The sequence below is a fragment of the Halobacillus shinanisalinarum genome, from assembly GCF_022919835.1.
Lineage (GTDB): Bacteria > Bacillota > Bacilli > Bacillales > Halobacillaceae > Halobacillus_A > Halobacillus_A shinanisalinarum.
Genome location: NZ_CP095074.1, coordinates 3,773,955 through 3,792,770, shown reverse-complemented (window position 1 = coordinate 3,792,770; position 18,816 = coordinate 3,773,955). Strand labels below are relative to the sequence as shown.

The 18,816-nt window shown below is 42.0% G+C and carries 17 protein-coding genes; 5 read left to right on the top strand and 12 right to left on the bottom strand.

The genetic code is table 11. The features are described 5' to 3' along the window. The first annotated feature begins 448 nt into the window (after positions 1-448). The gene (locus MUO14_RS18690) at positions 449-1,702 is read left to right on the top strand and encodes a dicarboxylate/amino acid:cation symporter (protein ID WP_244752072.1); all 1,254 of its coding nucleotides are present in this window, start codon (positions 449-451) and stop codon (positions 1,700-1,702) included. A gap of 583 nt (positions 1,703-2,285) precedes the next feature. On the opposite strand, the gene MUO14_RS18685 is transcribed toward MUO14_RS18690, so the two are convergent. Next, entirely contained in the window at positions 2,286-2,606 is a 321-nt protein-coding gene (locus MUO14_RS18685; RefSeq protein ID WP_244752071.1) for a DUF2399 domain-containing protein, read from the bottom strand. 182 nt (positions 2,607-2,788) lie between these two features. Between MUO14_RS18685 and MUO14_RS18680 the strand changes: the two genes are divergently transcribed. Continuing rightward, a complete protein-coding gene (locus tag MUO14_RS18680; RefSeq protein WP_244752070.1) occupies positions 2,789-3,274 on the top strand; it encodes a DinB family protein in 486 nt (161 codons plus the stop codon). A gap of 203 nt (positions 3,275-3,477) precedes the next feature. Here the strand turns inward: MUO14_RS18680 and MUO14_RS18675 are convergent, their stop codons facing one another. The 9 genes from MUO14_RS18675 to MUO14_RS18645 all read right to left on the bottom strand — a co-directional run bounded on the left by MUO14_RS18675 (position 3,478) and on the right by MUO14_RS18645 (position 11,816). After that, positions 3,478-4,833, bottom strand: a complete 1,356-nt coding sequence (locus tag MUO14_RS18675) for a GntP family permease (RefSeq protein ID WP_244752069.1) — start codon at positions 4,831-4,833, stop codon at positions 3,478-3,480. Between the two features lie 4 nt (positions 4,834-4,837). Then, positions 4,838-5,968, bottom strand: a complete 1,131-nt coding sequence (locus tag MUO14_RS18670; RefSeq protein ID WP_244752068.1) for a glycerate kinase — start codon at positions 5,966-5,968, stop codon at positions 4,838-4,840. A gap of 120 nt (positions 5,969-6,088) precedes the next feature. Continuing rightward, entirely contained in the window at positions 6,089-7,159 is a 1,071-nt protein-coding gene (locus tag MUO14_RS18665; protein WP_244752067.1) for a CdaR family transcriptional regulator, read from the bottom strand. Between the two features lie 158 nt (positions 7,160-7,317). Continuing rightward, a complete protein-coding gene (locus MUO14_RS24635; RefSeq protein WP_318035982.1) occupies positions 7,318-7,644 on the bottom strand; it encodes a hypothetical protein in 327 nt (108 codons plus the stop codon). Positions 7,645-7,646: 2 nt separating this feature from the next. Continuing rightward, positions 7,647-8,387, bottom strand: a complete 741-nt coding sequence (locus MUO14_RS18660; RefSeq protein ID WP_318035981.1) for a YkvI family membrane protein — start codon at positions 8,385-8,387, stop codon at positions 7,647-7,649. Positions 8,388-8,554: 167 nt separating this feature from the next. Then, positions 8,555-9,760 (bottom strand): L-2-hydroxyglutarate oxidase, encoded by a 1,206-nt coding sequence (gene lhgO, locus MUO14_RS18655; protein ID WP_244755665.1) that lies wholly within the window; start codon positions 9,758-9,760, stop codon positions 8,555-8,557. A gap of 22 nt (positions 9,761-9,782) precedes the next feature. Beyond that, the gene (locus MUO14_RS18650) at positions 9,783-10,859 is read right to left on the bottom strand and encodes an Nramp family divalent metal transporter (protein ID WP_318036048.1); all 1,077 of its coding nucleotides are present in this window, start codon (positions 10,857-10,859) and stop codon (positions 9,783-9,785) included. A 5-nt stretch (positions 10,860-10,864) separates the two neighbouring features. After that, on the bottom strand, positions 10,865-11,062 hold the full coding sequence (locus tag MUO14_RS24630) for a hypothetical protein (protein ID WP_318035980.1): 198 nt from the start codon (positions 11,060-11,062) through the stop codon (positions 10,865-10,867). Between the two features lie 61 nt (positions 11,063-11,123). Continuing rightward, entirely contained in the window at positions 11,124-11,816 is a 693-nt protein-coding gene (locus MUO14_RS18645; protein WP_244752066.1) for a FadR/GntR family transcriptional regulator, read from the bottom strand. 782 nt (positions 11,817-12,598) lie between these two features. On the opposite strand from MUO14_RS18645, the gene MUO14_RS24410 reads away from it, so the two are divergent. Genes MUO14_RS24410 through MUO14_RS18635 form a run of 3 tightly spaced genes read left to right on the top strand, consistent with a single transcriptional unit; the run spans position 12,599 to position 16,697 of the window. Then, positions 12,599-13,606 carry a sodium:solute symporter family protein gene (locus tag MUO14_RS24410; RefSeq protein WP_255822132.1) on the top strand — a complete coding sequence of 336 codons (1,008 nt, stop codon included), beginning with the start codon at positions 12,599-12,601 and terminating at the stop codon, positions 13,604-13,606. A gap of 20 nt (positions 13,607-13,626) precedes the next feature. Next, a complete protein-coding gene (locus MUO14_RS24405; RefSeq protein WP_255822131.1) occupies positions 13,627-14,184 on the top strand; it encodes a sodium:solute symporter family transporter in 558 nt (185 codons plus the stop codon). Between the two features lie 53 nt (positions 14,185-14,237). Continuing rightward, entirely contained in the window at positions 14,238-16,697 is a 2,460-nt protein-coding gene (locus MUO14_RS18635; protein WP_244752065.1) for a penicillin acylase family protein, read from the top strand. A 629-nt stretch (positions 16,698-17,326) separates the two neighbouring features. Here MUO14_RS18635 and MUO14_RS18630 read toward each other — a convergent pair. Continuing rightward, a complete protein-coding gene (locus tag MUO14_RS18630; protein WP_163527305.1) occupies positions 17,327-17,566 on the bottom strand; it encodes a 4Fe-4S dicluster domain-containing protein in 240 nt (79 codons plus the stop codon). 50 nt (positions 17,567-17,616) lie between these two features. Then, on the bottom strand, positions 17,617-18,816 hold the full coding sequence (locus tag MUO14_RS18625; RefSeq protein WP_244752064.1) for a thiolase family protein: 1,200 nt from the start codon (positions 18,814-18,816) through the stop codon (positions 17,617-17,619).

Here is an 18,816-nt window from a genome sequence, read left to right as displayed (position 1 = left end):
TGGTTTTATGAGGAAAGATATAACTTTGGAAATATTTTTGTCTTTATCTAATAGATTACTTATGGTAAGTTATAAAAAGGGATAGTGTCGATAAGTTGTGTTTGCAGTCATTATTCTATACTTGTATGATTGTGAATCTATGTGAGTTAATTTGGAAAAATTATTTTTTGTTTATTATTTATATACCGTTTATAAAAGTTGCATCCTACAGGGATCAGTCGCAGAAAATATTGGCATCTGAAAACCACCTATACTTTTATAAGTATAGATGCCAACCCTCGCTGCGTCGTCCACTTTACATGTTTTTCCTACATTGGAACCACTAGTCAAGCGGTTTACTTTTAACAAAATATTTAACTTAACTCCATGACACATATAACCAGCCGAGAGACAGTATAATCGGGATAAGTAAGCGCTCTCATTAATGATACCTAAGGGGGTAAAATGTATGAAATTAACATCAAAGATTTTGATTGGACTTGTTCTTGGTGCTATTGTCGGTTTAGCTTTACATTTCTTAGCTCCGGACTTATTTGATATTTTGGATGCATACGTGTTTGGTCCACTTGGAACAATCTTTCTCAACTTAATTAAGATGCTTGTTGTTCCTATTGTATTCTTCTCCATTACTCTAGGTGTGGCTGCATTAGGAGATCCAAAAAAATTAGGACGTATAGGTGCAAAAACAGTTGCATTCTTCTTAGCCACTACCACTATCGCTATCTCAATCGCCATTGGTTTGGCTTATCTTTTCCAACCAGGTAATACTGGGATAGACCCATCTGGTGCTGAATACGAAAGTGAGGCAGCTCCTTCAGTAGTTGAAACGTTTACAAATATTATTCCTACGAACCCTATTCAGTCCATGGCTGAAGGAAATATGCTGCAAATCATTGCCTTCTCTATTTTCATTGGATTTGCACTTACGATGCTTGGTAAGAAGGTTGAGGGTGTAACGAAGGTGATTGAACAAGGTAATGAAATTATGATGTTCCTTGTTAATTTAATTATGCGCTTCGCTCCTTATGGCGCCTTCGGTTTACTAGCTTCTGCCATCGGTGAAATGGGGCTTGACGGTGCAAAAGCTATGGCAGCCTATATGCTTGTCGTTGTCCTCGGCTTGTTCCTGCATGCTTTTGTCGTATATGGTGGGGCTGTGTCTTTAATTGGTAAAATGAATCCGATTCGATTCTTCAAAGGATTCTTCCCCGCTGCAACAGTCGGATTTAGTACATCAAGCAGTAGTTCAACATTACCGATTTCCATGAAAACGGCACAAGAAAACTTGGGTGTACCTAAACCGATTAGCGGCTTTGTCCAGCCATTAGGAGCAACCATAAACATGGATGGTACAGCGATCATGCAAGGGGTTGCAACGCTTTTCATTGCTCAAGTATATGGCAGTGATCTAGCATTCACACAGCTTATTATGGTTGTCGTTACAGCGGTGTTAGCAAGTATTGGTACAGCAGGTGTACCAGGTGTTGGCTTGATTATGCTTGCCATGGTGCTTAACCAGGTATCTCTGCCAGTAGAAGGGATCGCTCTTATTATTGGGATCGACCGTGTCCTCGACATGACCCGTACAGCCATCAACATTACAGGTGATGCAGCTTGTGCAGTTGTTGTAGCAGAAACAGAGAAGAAACATGGTTTACCTGAAGAAACACCGGAAACGGACATTAGTCACGTAAGCAGCTAAGTACAACCTACGAAGGAGCAGGCCACTTAAGGTCTGCTCTTTTCTTTTACTTTTTTTACAAAAAGAACCTGACCTTTATGGATCAACTCGAGCAGCACAACTTTATCGAAAGCTATTTATTCCAAATCCTTTATACGCGGGAGCTAACCGTTTCGTACACTTTGTTTGTTAAATAAAGATGACCATGATCATTGATTTTACCAACACCCAGTTCAGCGACCTCACCTTTGATTTTGGAGGATTCTATTGGCAGCACGGCGGCCGTTTTTACAAAAGAAATGCTAGACCATTATGATACATATGAATGGACGACCCGCATTTATAAGCGGGTCCCTAAATTTTTATGGCCTGCAATCGATTTTTCATGACATGTTGTACGCCTCGATAATCACTTGGAAAAAAGCAGGATAAGGAAACCCATAACAAGGATAATGAGTCCATCTCTTCACCCCATAAAAAAACGAACCCACTGTTCACTTAAATGAACAGTGGGCTCGTTGCTATTATCATGTTTGGTATCCTGCTAAATCTGCAACCATATCACCGACAAGTGCTTCCTGATAGCCAGCCTTTTTGTTGAAGCTCATTCTATCCAATACAGGTTGTAAAAGACATCGTCAATCGATGCAAGCTTATTCAACCGCTCCCCATTCAAGTGTACTTCTGACAGGGATTTTTCATAGGCCGTGACATCCATCCTCCAATAATGAACGGAATTTGGATAGCGGTTATAGAGTCGATTTGCCATTCGCAGCCCTTCTGGATCGAGGTCACTGGAGTAATAAATGGTACAGCCATTTCGTACAAGCTGGTCCAATAATTGTAGGGCCGCCAACTTGAATTGGCCATGAGTACAAATCAACGGTGCGTTCGGTACTTGATCCAGTAAACTTGAATAGAGCAAGAGACCATTCATCGCAGCTGGTTCGATGTTAATATATGATCTTCGAGGATTTTCGTGGAAAATTTTGAGTTTTGCTAGTAAGGGGGAAAGTTCTAGTGAAATCTATTCGTATGGCTCTGAAAGGAAACGCTCTCTTTTTTATGGTAAAATGAAATTATCCTCATATTAGAAAGGATGTAAATATGTACGGATTAGATGAAAAGAGACAAGAAATTCTTGATTTCGTTGACAACATTTCAAATGAACAAGCGAGCGTAAAACCTGATGAAGAGTCCTGGTCGATTCTAGAAGTACTTGAGCACCTATACTTAATGGAACAGCTAGTCGTTTATCAAATAGGGAAAGCCCTTAAAGAAGGCGATGAACAAGATGTGAGCGAGAAGCCGATCCACCGAACTCCTGACCGCAGCCGTAAAGTAGCAGCACCTGAAGCGGTCCAACCTAAAGGTGAATTCAAAACATTGGAAGAGGCTAAGGACGGATTAGCAAAAAGCAGGGAAGCAACGATGTTTTTAGTTCATAACAAAGAGGAAGAAACATTAAAAAACCGAGCTTTTCCTCATCCTGCTTTCGGGGATATGAATCTAGTACAATGGGTTGAGTTTATTGGCTGGCATGAGTTGCGCCACTTGGATCAAATGAAAGAAGTACAAGAAAGCATTTCCTAGCTTAAAAGGACCGGGCATCTAACAGCCCGGTCCTTTTAAGTGCTAATTGTAGTTCATGTTTCTCGTAGTAAACTTCTGACGACAGTCTAGAAAAAATAATTGCACGATTTCAGCCATAATTGCATGAAACTTTCAATATATGCATATTTAGGGCCTTATTACACCTTTGCAAGCTCCAGGTGTCTCTGACCAATCCCACTCGATCACACGAAAATCAGCCACAGAATAGATGTTACTAGAATCGCCACAACCCCTTGCAGAAGAGTTGCCATTGTTTGCGCTTTGTATGCTTGTGTGATCGACATGCCACTGAACTCTTTGACTACCCAGAAGTAGCTGTCATTCACATGTGAGACAACCATTGCTCCCGCACCAATAGACATGACGACAAGAGATAATGGAACTGCCCCTTCAATCCCAAGCTGCGGCAGTAACGGTGCAATCAATGTGGATGTGATCACAATGGCTGCTGTCGAAGATCCTTGCGCACTCTTCAATGCAGCCGCAATGATAAATGGGATGAAGATAAATAGGGCACCCGTAAATAGCTCACTTCCCGCCATTCCTTTAATGAGGTCAGCAATATTTGTTGAACTGATGACCGATCCAAATGCACCGCCTGCCCCTGTGATTAACAAAATTGGCGCCGCTTCCTTCAAGGCAACTCCCACCCAGTCAGTTAGTGTTTCCTGACTAAATTTTGGAAGCAATAAGAAGGAAAAAAGTACACCCACTAATAAAGCAACAACTGGTGAACCGAGGAAGAGGAAGAAGTCAAACAAGCCTCCGGACCATCCAGCAAAAGTGATGATCGAACTGAACCCGATTAATAGAATAGGCACAACGATCGGTGCGAACGATTTAAAGGTTGATGGCATTTCACCGAAGCCTTTAATAATTTCATCGTAATCATAGTCTTCTTCGTCACCCTCCTCTATTTCAATCTTTGTCCCAGCTTTCATAGCCCAAATATATCCGGTGATGATAACAGGTATGGCAACAATTAGTCCAAACAGAATAACCGTACCTAGATAGTCATCCGCTCCAATGTTTCCCGCTGCTGCGATCGGTCCTGGTGTCGGCGGTACAAGGGTATGCGTCGCAAACAAGCCTGTGGAAAGAGCGATAGCCATCGATGCGACAGTCACTCCAGTCCTCTTCGCAAGCGCTTTCTTAAGGGACGATAAAATAACGTAGCCTGAATCACAAAATACAGGGATACTGACAATACTCCCAATTGCACTCATCGCGAGCTGTGGTCTTTTTTCACCGACCATTCTTAACACAACCTCTGCCATTCTTAGCGCCGCTCCCGATTTTTCTAAAATAACCCCGATAATCGTACCAAAAACGATCACCAGTCCTATGCCGCCCATCAGACCACCGAAGCCGCTATTTACCGCTTCAACGACATCAGCAAGTGGCAGTCCCGCTAGTATTCCGATAGCAAAAGCGCCAAAAAGCAAAGATAAGAACGGGTGAAGATTAAATTTTGCCGTTGCTAGAATAACGAATAATACCCCTAACACGATCACGAGAATTAATCCCATACCATCCATGGTCTCACTCCTTTTTTAATCTTATCAATAGATGGGTTAATTGCCTGCATGCCTCATACAGATACACCTCGCCTTCAGCCATACATTCTGCTAATGTCTTCGGGCCCGGCACGATCGAGAAACAGCCGGAAAACATTTCGTTCATTTCTCTTAAGTCCCCGTCAAGACTCCCAGATAGTAGAATCACAGGCTTATCAAAAGTTTCAGCCAGCTTAGCCACATAACCTGGGGCCTTGCCATACAACGTCTGAACATCGCTTTGCCCCTCACCCGTTATAACGAGATCGGCTTGTTGAATGGCGTCCGCAAGCCCAATGGCATCCGAAACTAGCTTCGCACCTGAATGCAGTTCAGCCCCGATCGCTAGGAAGGCAAATCCTAATCCGCCGGCTGCCCCAGCGCCTTCTTCATCAGCAAATTGCCGCCCACAGGCCTGTTCGATTAGCCTGCCATATTTCCCTAAAGCTTCATCGTAGGCTGCAATTTGATCAGGAGTTGCTCCTTTTTGCGGACCATACACGTGACTGGCTCCACGCTCTCCTGTTAACGGATTATCGACATCGCAAGCAACCTTGATCGTGACATCCTGTAACCGAGGATCCACAGAGGTAAGATCAAGAGCATCTACTTGGAAGATATCTTTTCCAAAAGACCCCACAGGTTTACCGTTTGCATCGAAGGCTTTCATCCCCAAAGCTTGCAGCATCCCGAAACCGCCGTCGTTGGTCGAACTGCCGCCAAGACCGATGACAAACTCCTTATTCCCCTTATCTAATGCATAGAGAATCGCCTCCCCGATTCCATAGGTTGTCGTCAGATCAGGGTTTCTTTTTTCGCGTGGAACCATGGGCAAGCCAGAAATGTTCGCCCCCTCAATCACAACCCCATCGTTTTCTATTTCAACAAAACTACTTTCTGAATCATCACCTAAAGGGCCACGACATGTAAATGAAACACGTTTTCCTTTTGTAGCTTTTAACAATGATTCAAGAGTTCCTTCTCCTCCATCAGCCATCGGTTTAATGATAGTTTCAATGCTAAAATCAACGGAGTAAATCGCTTTTGCCATAGCTTCAGATGCTTGAGCAGATGTTAGACTTCCTTTAAATGAATCTGGTGCAAGTACAATTTTCATAAAAAAACTCCTCAAACTTTTGTTACTTCTATTCAATCGAAAAATGACAGATAATACAATTGGCTGTCTACACGAAATTTTCTGATTAATGAAAACGTTTTCTAGTGCAAATGCACAATTCTAATTTTTTACTAACAAAGCTTGAAGAATAATCGCGTCCTTAAACACTCTTGGATCCAGTCCTACTTTTTTATGAACTTGCTCTAAACGATAGACAAGGGTATTCCGATGTATATGCATGTCAGCACTTGTCCTATTCACTTTCAAATTGGAGGCAAAATAACATTCAAGTGTAGCCACGTAGATATCTTCAAGCTTCCCGAGACAGGTTTGATATTCTTTCGTCAACTCTTCGAATATCATCGGATCAATGTGATAGAGCAACCGTTTCATTTGAACTTGTTCACTATAGGAAAACTTGTCACGACCTAACTTTATCGCATCAACCGCTTGGAAATAGGAACGACGCAGGCCAGCGAGTCCATATTCATAACCTCCCACCCCTACAGACACGTTGGTTCCCTCCAATTCTTTGAAAACCTCTTCCACGACTATAGTCTTACCTTCATGGGGAAAAGCCACAATCACCTCGTACTCTTGATGCGGAACAACAAACAGTGGTTGATAGCCCTGGGTGTTCAGAATTTGCCGAACCCGCTCACTCCATTCAAAATGATTAGTCAGATGGAGAATAACCACCTGCCAGTTGACATTTACGTTAACGCCAAGCGTATAAGTTGCTTCATTAAGTAAATAGTCCTCGTCCATTTTTATTGGGTGAAGCAGCTGTTGAACCCAATTGTTCCACTGTCTTTCTTGGTAAAAAGCTTGACGTTGAATGTATATTTGCTCAAGGGCAATCTCAACAGATCCTCGCGTCATCCCGGCCGCCTGCATAACTTCATCTGGATTTCCTGTCAACCCTACAACCCCTGCTAAGAATCCTCTATGAAAAATCGGTAAGTTTACCCCAGGTTTAACATTGGAAAGTCGCTCCACGTCATCGTCATGTATGATTTGGGGCTCTTGGCTTTCAATCACATTCTGAGCGCCCCCATGCAACTGATATAGACGAGAGTCATCGGTGCTGGCTACGATTTTTCCACTGGGGTCCATCAGGTTTACGGGGACATCGATATATTGTGAAAGCCGGGCAATGATTTCTTCTCCGAGTTGCTTTGTAAGCTCCATACCTTACTCCTCCTAATGCTGGATCTTCATTTTAACGTATTAAACTAAAAGGAAAGCCAGAGAACGGTGCCCCGTCGTTCTGGCTTTCCCCCATAGGTTTATAAAAAGCTTTATCGAAAATTCTCTTCCAACACTTTTATACTCAAGCGAACGGAACTCTATTCTTCGCCCAGTACGAGTGAGGATTTTTTCTTAGACCTGAGCCAGGAGACAGTTACTGCTCCAATTAACACGAACCCGAGATAGCCCATTAATGGGTAAACAGTGCTGACTAGATCCGTAAAGCCTACAAGACTTGCTCCAAACGAGAGAAGTCCGACGACAACTACTGCCCCCTTGAACCTGGTTGTATCTGGTTGTACAAAACGGGCTGTAAAAGAATATAGCATGCCTACCGCCGTATTAAAGATCATCGCAAGCAACGCAATCGTCATCAGAATGCCTACTAAAGGTGAAATATCCGAAGCCAATATCAGTGTCGGCATATCTATCCCTGCAATTTATTTATATTTGCATAGATACCTAGATTAATGAGTACAACTAGAATTCCAAGACAAACTCCGCCGATGATAGCCCCTTTGCCGGCAGATTTTTCATCCTTGGTGGTTGCGCCGATAAGTGTCATCATCGAAAAGCCGACCCCGATGTTAAAAGCAACATACAACAACGCACTTAGCAGCCAGTTTGAAGCGGCAGATGCTTGTGTCAAAGCAACGCTCTCTAATTCAGCTAAATTTGCATCACTAGTGAAAAAGGAATAAATGGTGATGATAATAATCAGCGCTAACATATAGGGACTAATTAAACTTATCACCGAAATTACCTTGTCTGTATTAAGACAGAGCGTTAATATTGCTAGAATCACCAAAAGGATGTTGCCGATAAGAGGTGCAATGCCAAATTGCTGCTCAAATATCGACCCACTGCCTGCGACCATGATCGTCGCTACCCCAAATAAAAAGAAGGTCAGCATAATATCAACAACGGGTCCTAAATATTTACCGCAAATATGGCGAATGACTTTTTTATGGGAGGTAACTTGTAAATGTGCCCCTAGTTGTATAAGTTGCATCCCAATAAAGGCAAACAAAAATATCGTGATTACCGCACCGAAAATCCCCCATAAACCAAAGCTTGTGAAAAATTGAACAATTTCCTGCCCTGAAGCAAATCCTGCTCCAATAATGATGCCGACATAAGCACCGGCAATTCGCAAAGTGTTTTTCATAGTTGACGTTCTCTCCTTTGAAAGGCCTTACATCTATTATCACGAATTAAGTTTATCAGACTTATCATTTTTCGACAAAATTAATACGTCTCGTAAGCCTTTTTTTCCGAGAGCACACCTCTTGATATTCCGGTGCTTGTTCTATATTACCAATAAGTGCATCAATCTTAATTACTCACAGGGCTATCATAATTTTCCATACGATTGACGATTTCCTTACCAATTTCTATTGATGCCGTGGCAGCTGGTGAAGGAGCATTACACACATGGACAGCTCGTTTATCTTTAATAATCATGAAATCATCGATTAAACTTCCATTTGAATCAAGTGCTTGAGCGCGAACCCCTGATTTTCCGGGAACAATATCTTCCGCTTCAATTTCAGGAATAAACCGCTGGACGTCTTTAATTAGTGCCTTTTTGCTATAGGAACGGTACATTTCCTTTAACCCTTCCGATAGATTTCTGCCTGCTAGTTTAAGAAAACCAGGATAAGTCGTCGCTTCCATAAAATCCTTGATTTGAAAGTCCGTTTTATTATAACCTTCCCGTTTAAAACTCAGAACGGCATTAGGTCCGATTAGTACTCTACCATCCATCATCCTTGTAAAATGAACACCCAAAAATGGAAAGTCAGGATTAGGAACGGGGTAAATCAAGTTCTTCACGAGGTGGTGTTTCTCCGGCTTCAATTCAAAATATTCACCACGAAACGGGACAATCTTCATGTCGGTCTTAATATTGGCCATTTCAGTAATACGATCACTAAACAAGCCACTGCAATTGATTAAAAAACGACTTTTGAACACTCCGCGAGTTGTCTTTAGCTCCACGCTCTTCTTCTCCGTATTAATGTCCTGAACCTCCGTATTTAGGGAAATCTCTCCTCCATTCTGTTGAATCTTATCGGCGAAAACTTCTGCAACTTGCCGGTAGTTCACAATTCCTGTACTTGGAACGCGAATGGCCGCAACCCCTCTTACATGCGGCTCGATTTCGTTAAGCTCATCCATTGAAACCTTTTCTACATCCAGTTGATTTTGCACGCCTCTGTCATAGAGATTTGCAAGTAAGGTCAATTCATCCTTATTAGTCGCAACAATCACCTTGCCGCAAATGTCATGTTCAATCCCATGTTCTTTACAAAATTCAACGATTTGCTGATTTCCTGTACGAGCCAATTTTGCCTTTAGGCTTCCAGGTTTATAATAAATACCAGAGTGGATCACGCCGCTATTTCTACCAGTCTGGTGAAGTGAAAGTTCCGATTCTTTTTCAACGATAACAATTTTAGCATTTGGATAACGCCTGCTAAGCTCCATCCCAACTGATAGACCGACGATCCCGCCTCCTATAATAGAATAATCATACATCATTGCCATTTAGCTCCCTTTTTTAAAACAAATTAACCAATTCAATAATGCCTAGATACGTGAATAATAAAAGGCTGCCTATTAGGACTCCATTCGTTATCCACCCATTTTTATACATGTTATCTACTCGTTTAGAGTTCAATAAAGTCAGTAAAGATATCGCCAGGAAAGGCATAAATATAGCACCTAGGGCCCCGTAGGCTATAACAATTCCTACTGGCTTGTCCATGAACAAAAGCAGCATCGGCGGAAAAGTCAGCCATAACAGGTAGAAGCGATAAGCAGGCTCCTTCTCAGAAACCGGCTGATCCATATTCCGTTTGCGAACAAGCCTCATAAAATCAGCAAATAAGTACGGCACCCCATTCCAGACACCTAACAATGAAGAAAAGGCGGCTGACCAAGCGCCAATTAGGAATAACCAGCGAGCTACACTTCCAAATTCTTCACTAAACATCGTTCCAAGTGTAACGAGTCCCTCTTCCCCATTAATTTCAATACCTGTACCGTATAAAAATTCTGCACCGATAATCAGTAAAGACAACGTGAAAATCGCTGTAATTAAATAAGCAACAGATGTATCAAGTTTCATCATCGACACCCATGACTTGCCATGCCAATTCTTCTCACGAATCCAATATCCGTACGAGGCCATCGTAATGGTTCCACCAACTCCGCCTAGCAATCCTAGAACCAGCAGAAATGAACCGCCATCCATACGCGGAATAGTTCCGCTCATAATATTACCGAGGTCAGGTGTTAGCATAATGGCCGATCCGACAACGGTGACAAACATAACCCCAACTAACACGGTCATAATACGTTCAAATACATTGTAACGACCCGTCAAAACAAGCAGAAGCCCGACGACCCCGTGAATCATGGCCCAGGCCCATAAAGGCATAATGGGAAACATAGTGACCATCATCAATGCTGAGGTTGTCATTGCTGCAGCCCCATAACTGAATCCCCATAAAAGAGAATAAACTCCAAAATAGCCTGTTGCCCACTTCCCCATGGACCGCCATCCTTCTAGAATCGTTTTGCCCGTCGCCAGCTGCCATCGTCCCATCCCTTCCGTCAAAAAGAATTTAAGAATAGAACCTACGATAATAGCCCAAATAAGTGTTGTTCCAAAAGAAACCCCGCAACGAGCGCCGCAACTAAGTCCCCAGTACCGACGCCCGTAGCCGCTGTAACAATACCCGGTCCGACAGTTTTTAATTTTCCGCCGAATGTAGTTGGTGGTGTGGGAGTCTGCGTTTGAACTGACTCTTGAGGTTGTACTTCTTCAGTATTCACAATAACTACCTCCTATGAAAGCGTTTTAAAAATTTCCTATATAAACAGAAATGAGATGAAATCATAAATACCGCTGTTTGACATTTTGAAGATGTTCTCTCATCGCCTTGCCCGCTAAATGAGGACTGCCATCCCGAACTGCCTTGTAAATGTTTCGATGTTCCTCCAAGATCTCCTGGCTTTTTCCTGGGACAGCCAACGATTGAGCACGGCTATCCTCTAGTCCAACTAAAACTTGATCGGAAACCATGTTCATCACTTGAGCAATGACCCGGTTCCTCGCTGCTTTAGCAATTAACATATGGAAAGCCAGATCCTCCTCAGCAGCCAAACTTTTCTTTGAAACGGCTTTTTCAAGTTGATGAAAGGCTCTGTCCAATTGTTCAATATCCTGCTGCTCTCTTCTAAGGGCTGCATAGTAAGCTATATCGACTTCCACAGCCTGCCTTAATTCCATAAGTTCAACCATATCTACCGTTTGCCCGCGGATGATCGCATTAAGTTTCGAAATGATATCCTCTGTATCATTTTTTAACAGATAAACCCCGCTTCCTTGTCTAATTTCTACAATTCCAGCAGACTCTAGAACACTATAAGCCTCTTTAATAGATGTTCTTGACACAGCCAATGTTGAAGCTAAAGTCCTTTCAGAAGGCATTTTCCCCCCTGGAAGAACCTCTCCTTTTTTGATCGTCTCTTTGATTTGATGGACAATCCCATGATATATACGTTTTTTTCCGACATTAGATAACATTAGCTTAATTCCTCTTCTTTTATGAATTTGACAGACAAGTGGTTGGTCCAGTTAAGCGTACAATAAATGTTTTTTTAATTCAATGATTTTTCTGAATAATACAAGTTTTTCTATAAAAGTGGTAATTTCATATTTCGGAGCTTTAAGGAAAAGAAAAATTGATGAATACCCTCCTTAAGGACAAGGAGTTACGTATGTTTCCGAATTCAACTAATTAAACCCGTGAAAATTATCAGAAAATTCTTTGCACTTAATGTTGCTTTATGATAATATAACGTTTATAATACGTAATTTTATTTTTCGTACCATAAAGAGAGGGGGGCTAGGAAATGAATAACCAAAAGATATTTAATAATTTTAATAAACCTTAATGGAATTGTTAGAAAGAAAAGGATCCATATTGTTTTAAATCTGCTTTGGATGTGACAACCCTTTTACTTATTACATCACCGACAGCACACGACAGCGCCACCATTATATAACATAATTTCAGCCAACGTTTATTTAACGTATAAACATAAGTGTAAGGGCTTACACCATAATACCGTGGATGCTATTAGTCCAGAATAGAACTCCTTTTAAAAGAAACAATCAAGAGTTAAAGATCAAATTTATTTGTGTTGAATATCCTTTTATATTTTTTAACATGGAAATGAGGAGATAACAGTGTTAGAAATGGATGGTATCATTATTGAACTTGCCTGGATTGGAACGGTATGCGCCGCTCTCTGCTGCATCATCTTTGGAGTGATCACGTGGAATAAGGGGGGAGATGATTCTAAATGAATCTGTCAGTGCTTATTCCACTGTTAATCGTTTACATCGCCATCATGTCCGGACTTGCCTATTACGGTTACCGAAAAACAAATACGGAAGCGGACTACCTAGTTGCAGGACGTAATATTAACCCAGTTGTAATGGCACTTTCCTATGGTGCTACTTTTATCAGTACATCTGCTCTTGTAGGTTTTGGCGGCGTTTCTGCTATATACGGATTTGGCATGCTATGGTTGGCCTTTTTAAATATTGTTTTGGGAATTTTTGTAGCGTTTGCCCTATTTGGCACAAGGATCAGAAAACTTTCAGCTGATATGGATGTGTTTACTTTTCCTTCTTTTTTAGGGGAGCGATTTAATTCTAAATTCATCACTGTATTTTCAGGGATTATGATTTTTGTGTTCATGCCGGCCTATACGAGTATTGTTCTAATTGGCGGCGGTCGATTTTTAGAAGAAACACTGGCGATTGATTATAATATAGCCCTGTTAGTATTGGCGTTTATTGTAGGAGTTTATGTAATCAGCGGCGGACTTAAAGCCGTTATGTACACGGACGCATTTGCGGCAGTCGTTATGTTGGTCATGATGGTCATCTTTTTGTTTGGAACTTATCAGGCAGTTGGCGGTTTGACAGCAGGACACAGTGGGTTAACAGCCTTGAAAGAACTCGTTCCTGATGCACTGGCAGAGCAAGGGCATCAGGGGTGGACATCTATGCCGGTCTTGGGTTCGTCAATCTGGTGGACGTTGGTCAGTACATTGATCATGGGGGTTGGCATTGGTGTATTGGCCCAGCCGCAGCTTGCGATGAGATGCATGACCGTGAAAGATGATCGCGCCTTATATCGTTCAGTACTTGTTGGGGGTATTTTTATATTTTTTATGACAGGTGCTGTCTTTATGATTGGTCCGCTCAGCAATCTTTATTTTTACAATGCGACGGGTGAGATCGCTTTGAGTGTTGCGGGGGAAATGTTGATCTTGTCATCCCGACATTTATCAATAACATGATGCCGGATTGGTTTGTTTATTTGTTTACATTAACGGCGTTGTCAGCGGTCATTTCAACGGTAAGTTCGTTGATTCACGTCCAGTCCGCTTCTTTCAGTGAAGATATCTTGAAAAACATCGGGGTCACCTCAATCTTCGGCAACAAGATCAGCTTATCTCGGTTTGGTGTGATCATCGGTATGTGTGCTGCCGTCATATTGGCCTATATCTTACCAGGCGGGGTTATAGCTCAGGCAACTTCTTTTTGGTTTGGTATCTGCGCAGCCGGTTTTTTACCGGTGCTCGTCGGTGGATTATATTGGAAAAACGCCTCAAGGACTGGGGCCATTGCAAGTATCGTTGTCGGCTTCACAGTAAGTATTATTGGTTTTCTATTTTTCCATCTAAAAGAAGCTGCAGCAATTGGGTTATCCAACGCATTGTTCGGAGTGGATACTTTACTAGGATTTCCGACGACTCATATTAATCCGTTATTTTACGCTTTGCCCCTTTCAACCGTTGTATTTATCCTTGTAAGTTTGAAAACGGGCGAGCAGGTGGATGTAGAAGTAACCGAGGAATCCGTAGTTTCAAAATAAATGAGATGTAAAATGGATGAGGATTGAATATAAAAAAGATGGGAGGATCTCAATTGCTATTGAAAAAAACGATCTTATTTTTATTGATGAGCGTCATGTTTTTTTCGTCAAGTCAAGTAGAAGCTAAACAACAGACAAAAGACAAAAACGTAACCGTTAAAAATGGTACCGTAAAAATTGTTAGAGATGATTATGGGGTCCCGCATATTTACGCAAAGTCTACGGATGACTTGTATCGTGCTTATGGCTATGTTACAGCTAAAGACCGCTTATTCCAACTTGTTATGTTTCGCCGCAGCAACGAAGGAAATGTATCGGCCATTTTTGGTAACAAGTATTTAGAGCACGACATGAGAATGCGGAGAGACGGTTATAGTGATAAAGAAGTAAAGAACATGATTTCACAAATGGACCCCTTTTCCCAAAAAGTAATTAAAAATTATGCCAAAGGGATTACCAAATATATCAAAGAAGCTAATCAAGAACCCAATCGTTTACTATCAAAAGAATTCCACAAATACGATATCAAACCTAAATCTTGGACAGGTGTTGACGTACTAAGGTTATACATGGCTTCTATGACGGTCTTTATGGATCAGGAGCAAGAGTTAAAGAATGCGGCAACCCTGGCGAATTTAAACCAGCAACATGGAGCTGATAAAGCTAAAGAAATATTTAATGATATTTTCCCGAAAAATAATCCGGCCTCTCCTACTAGCATTATGAGTGATGAAGAAACAGGTCAAAAACAACAATATGGTAACGGAAAGGTCAGACAAATCTCTGAAGCCGCGATTGAAGCTGCTGACCAAATCACGGATAGACGTAAAGAATTCGAGAAAACCTCTCACGAGTTAGGGGTCCCGTTAAAAGTCGGCAGCAACGCCCTAATTGTTGGCTCAGAAAAATCTGAATCTGGTAACGCCATGGTGTTTGGAGGTCCACAGGTCGGGTTAACCGCTCCGGGTTTTATGTATGAGGTGGGACTGCATGGTCCAGGGATTGATATTGAGGGATCTTCATTTATTGGATACCCATTCATTATGTTTGGGGCAACCAATAAATTCGGCTTTTCATCCACTGCCGGCTATGGCAATCAAGTCGATATATTTAAAGAGACCCTAAACCCAAATAACCCTCACCAATATCAGTATAAAGGCGAATGGGTAGATATGAAAAAACGCGTCGAAGAGTTTCAAGTCCGTGATGAGAACGGAGACATCAAAGAGGTTGAAAAGGTGTTTTATGAAACTGTTCACGGTCCTGTAATTTACCTGGACGAGGAAAAGCAAGTAGCCTACAGTAAATCGTGGAGTTTTCGTGGAACAGAAGGGCAAAGCTGGTCCGCTTATTTACAAACCAATTGGGCACATAATCTAAATCAATTCAAGAAAGCAGCCCGAAATTTTACGATGTCACTGAATTGGTTCTATGCTGATAAACAAGGGAATATTGGTTATTTCCATGTAGGTCAATACCCTAAACGGGATCAGAGACTTGACTTTAGACTCCCAACTCCTGGAACCGGTCAATATGAATGGGACGGATTCAAAGATACAGCAAATAATCCGTCTGAGATCAATCCGGACGTCGGCTTTGTTGCTAATTGGAATAATAAACCTTCTCCAAATTGGCAGAATGCTGAATTAAGCTTTAATTGGGGAGCTGACCATAGAGTCCAACAGTATATTGATCAGGCGAAAAAAGCTGACAAATTAAACTTACAGGAGATCAACGACATTAATTACCACGCAAGCCTTGTTAATTTAAGAACAAAATGGTTTAAACCTTACCTACTAGATACTCTGGAGGAGAACATTGACAAAAATCCAGAATTAAAAGAGGTTTACCAGTATTTGAAAAACTGGAATAACCTCAATGAAGATCTAAATGATGATGACTACTACGACAGTCCAGCTACAACTATTTTCGAAGCTTGGTGGTCCAACGTTCCAGCTAATCTATTAAAAGACGACCTTGGCAAAAGCTACGGAGACCTAAAAGGAACTATTGACCATCGCTATGGCTGCAGTTTATGTTTAAGAGTATTTCGCGGAGATGAAGCACAAAATGCTGTTCAATATGATTGGTTAAACGGAGAAAGTCGTGAGCAAATTATAATGGAAAGCTTACATCAGGCGCTAAACGAACTAGAAAAAGATTATAACGGAAATATGGATGACTGGTTGACAGAAGTGAGGACAACAACGTTCGGAGCACAGTCACTGATCGGAGCACCACATGGATTAGGATCAGATATACCAATCCCCGTTATGAATCGAGGAAGTGAGAATCATTACGTGGAATTAACAAAAAAGGGACCAGAAGGCTTTAACATCACTCCTCCAGGTCAAGTTGGTTTTATTAGTAAAGACGGTTCTGTTCACCAACATTACAATGACCAAATCAAGATGTACGCCAACTGGGAGTTTAAACCGATTCTTTTCACAAGACAGGACGTTATCAATAATACGGAATCGACCCATTACCTGCAATTCCCGAAAAAGAACTAATGGAAAAAAGCGGCTGCCTCAAGTGGGCAGCCACTTTCTATTACTCTATAAATTAGTATTTTTTTCAAGTGTTATATAATAGAAATAAGGAAGTTAAATTATACGTAAAGTAGTGAAAAAACGAACTATAAAAGTTGAATAGTATAAATGCAGATCATTAGCGTAGTCAAAATACGTAGACTCCTGCGGGAACAGCGCGAGCCGAAGATCCCACAAGAAAGCGTCCTTTGCTTTCCGAGGAAGCTCGTTGTTTAGAGGATGTTCGGTTAAGTTCGGCACGTCGTGTGCCAACACCGAACGACCCCACGTCCTGCGGGGCCGCGGAAAGCGAAGTTTTTTGACGGAGCGATGGTAGACACCCTTTCTTAGCACACAAATAATCCGAACTGACCTCAATAAAATCGTTCGGATTATCGTATGCTTTAATCAGTTTCGTTCTCGTCCCAGCACCTTTCCTGAATGGTGGTCATTAAATTGTCTGCGTTTAGATATAGCTTCCTAACTTGAAGCGATAACGCCCTGTCTCAAAAATATATCGACCGATCTCAGGCATATACCTTCCTAACTCACAGTCATTACGATTTAACGAACAACCATTACGCCCTAACGAAGAATTCCTTCGTTTACAGTTACCCCGCTTCAAAAAACTTACGATTTAATTGAATATAGTCATTTTCTTCCTCAGGAACTTCGTCTTCCATATAGATCGCTTCTACGGGACACGCTGCCTCACATGCCCCGCATTCAATGCATACTTCCGGGTCAATATGAAACATGTCTTCCCCTTCTTCAATACAATCTACCGGACAGACTTCGATGCATTCGCCTGCCTTTTCATCTTTGCAAGGTGATGTAATCACAAAAGCCACGGTGAAGACCTCCTTCTTAAGAAAAATAGTCGAAACCCAAAGAATTCACTTTAATCCCTTTTTACAATCATCGAAATACCTTGACCTACGCCGATACACATCGTAGCTAAGCCGCGTTTACTACCCCTCTTTTTCATTTCATGCAGCAATGTCGTTAGAATTCTTGCTCCGCTGGCTCCTAATGGATGACCGTAAGCAATCGAACCTCCATTGACATTGACAATATCCTGATTCAAGTCCAACTCACGGATACACGCGAGCGACTGGGAGGCAAATGCTTCATTTAATTCGATCAAGTCAAGATCATCAACATTCATGTCAGCCCGTTTAAGCGCTTTTTGTGTGGCATGAATGGGACCAATGCCCATAATTTTGGGTTCCACTCCAGCTGTAGCTGAGGTAACATAAGTAGCAAGCGGTTCTAAGCCAAGTGCCTCTGCCTTTTTCCGACTCATTAATAAAACAGCCGAAGCTCCATCATTTACCCCGGATGCATTGCCAGCTGTAATACTTCCATTTGAAAATATCGACGGGAGTTTATTTAATTTTTCCAGTGTAGTGGACGGTCTTGGGTGTTCATCTTCAGCCACCTCATATGTACCTGCCTTCCTGTCATGAATCGATATGGGTGTGATTTCTTCCTTTAATCGTCCACTTTCCATCGCTTCTTTGGCTCGCATTTGACTTTGAAACGCAAACTCATCTTGATCGGCACGGGAAATGTTATAGGATTCAGCCACATTTTGAGCTGTTTCAGGCATCGAATCCGTTCCATACATTTCATCCATGGACGGATGAGTAAAACGCCAGCCGATTGTCGTGTCCTGGAGTTGTTGATCACCGCGTTTAAATCCTTTGTCTGGTTTCCCCATAACATAAGGCGCGCGCGTCATACTTTCTGTTCCTCCGGCGATCATCACGTCTCCCTGCCCGACAGCAATCGCCCGGGCAGCGTACGTTACCGCGTCCAATCCGGAACCGCACAACCGGTTAATCGTCGTGCCCGCTACTGTAGTTGGATATCCAGCAAGTAATGTGGCCATCCGGGCAACATTTCGGTTCTCTTCCCCTGCCCCATTGGCATTTCCAAGGATGACCTCCTCGATTTCGTCAATCGGAAGCTTTGGATTGCGTTCTCTTAAGGAACGAAGAACATGGGCACCCAAGTCATCCGGGCGAACGCTTTTTAAAGCACCATTATATCGTCCAATCGGGGTTCTCACTGCATCCACAATCACAACTTCTTCCAT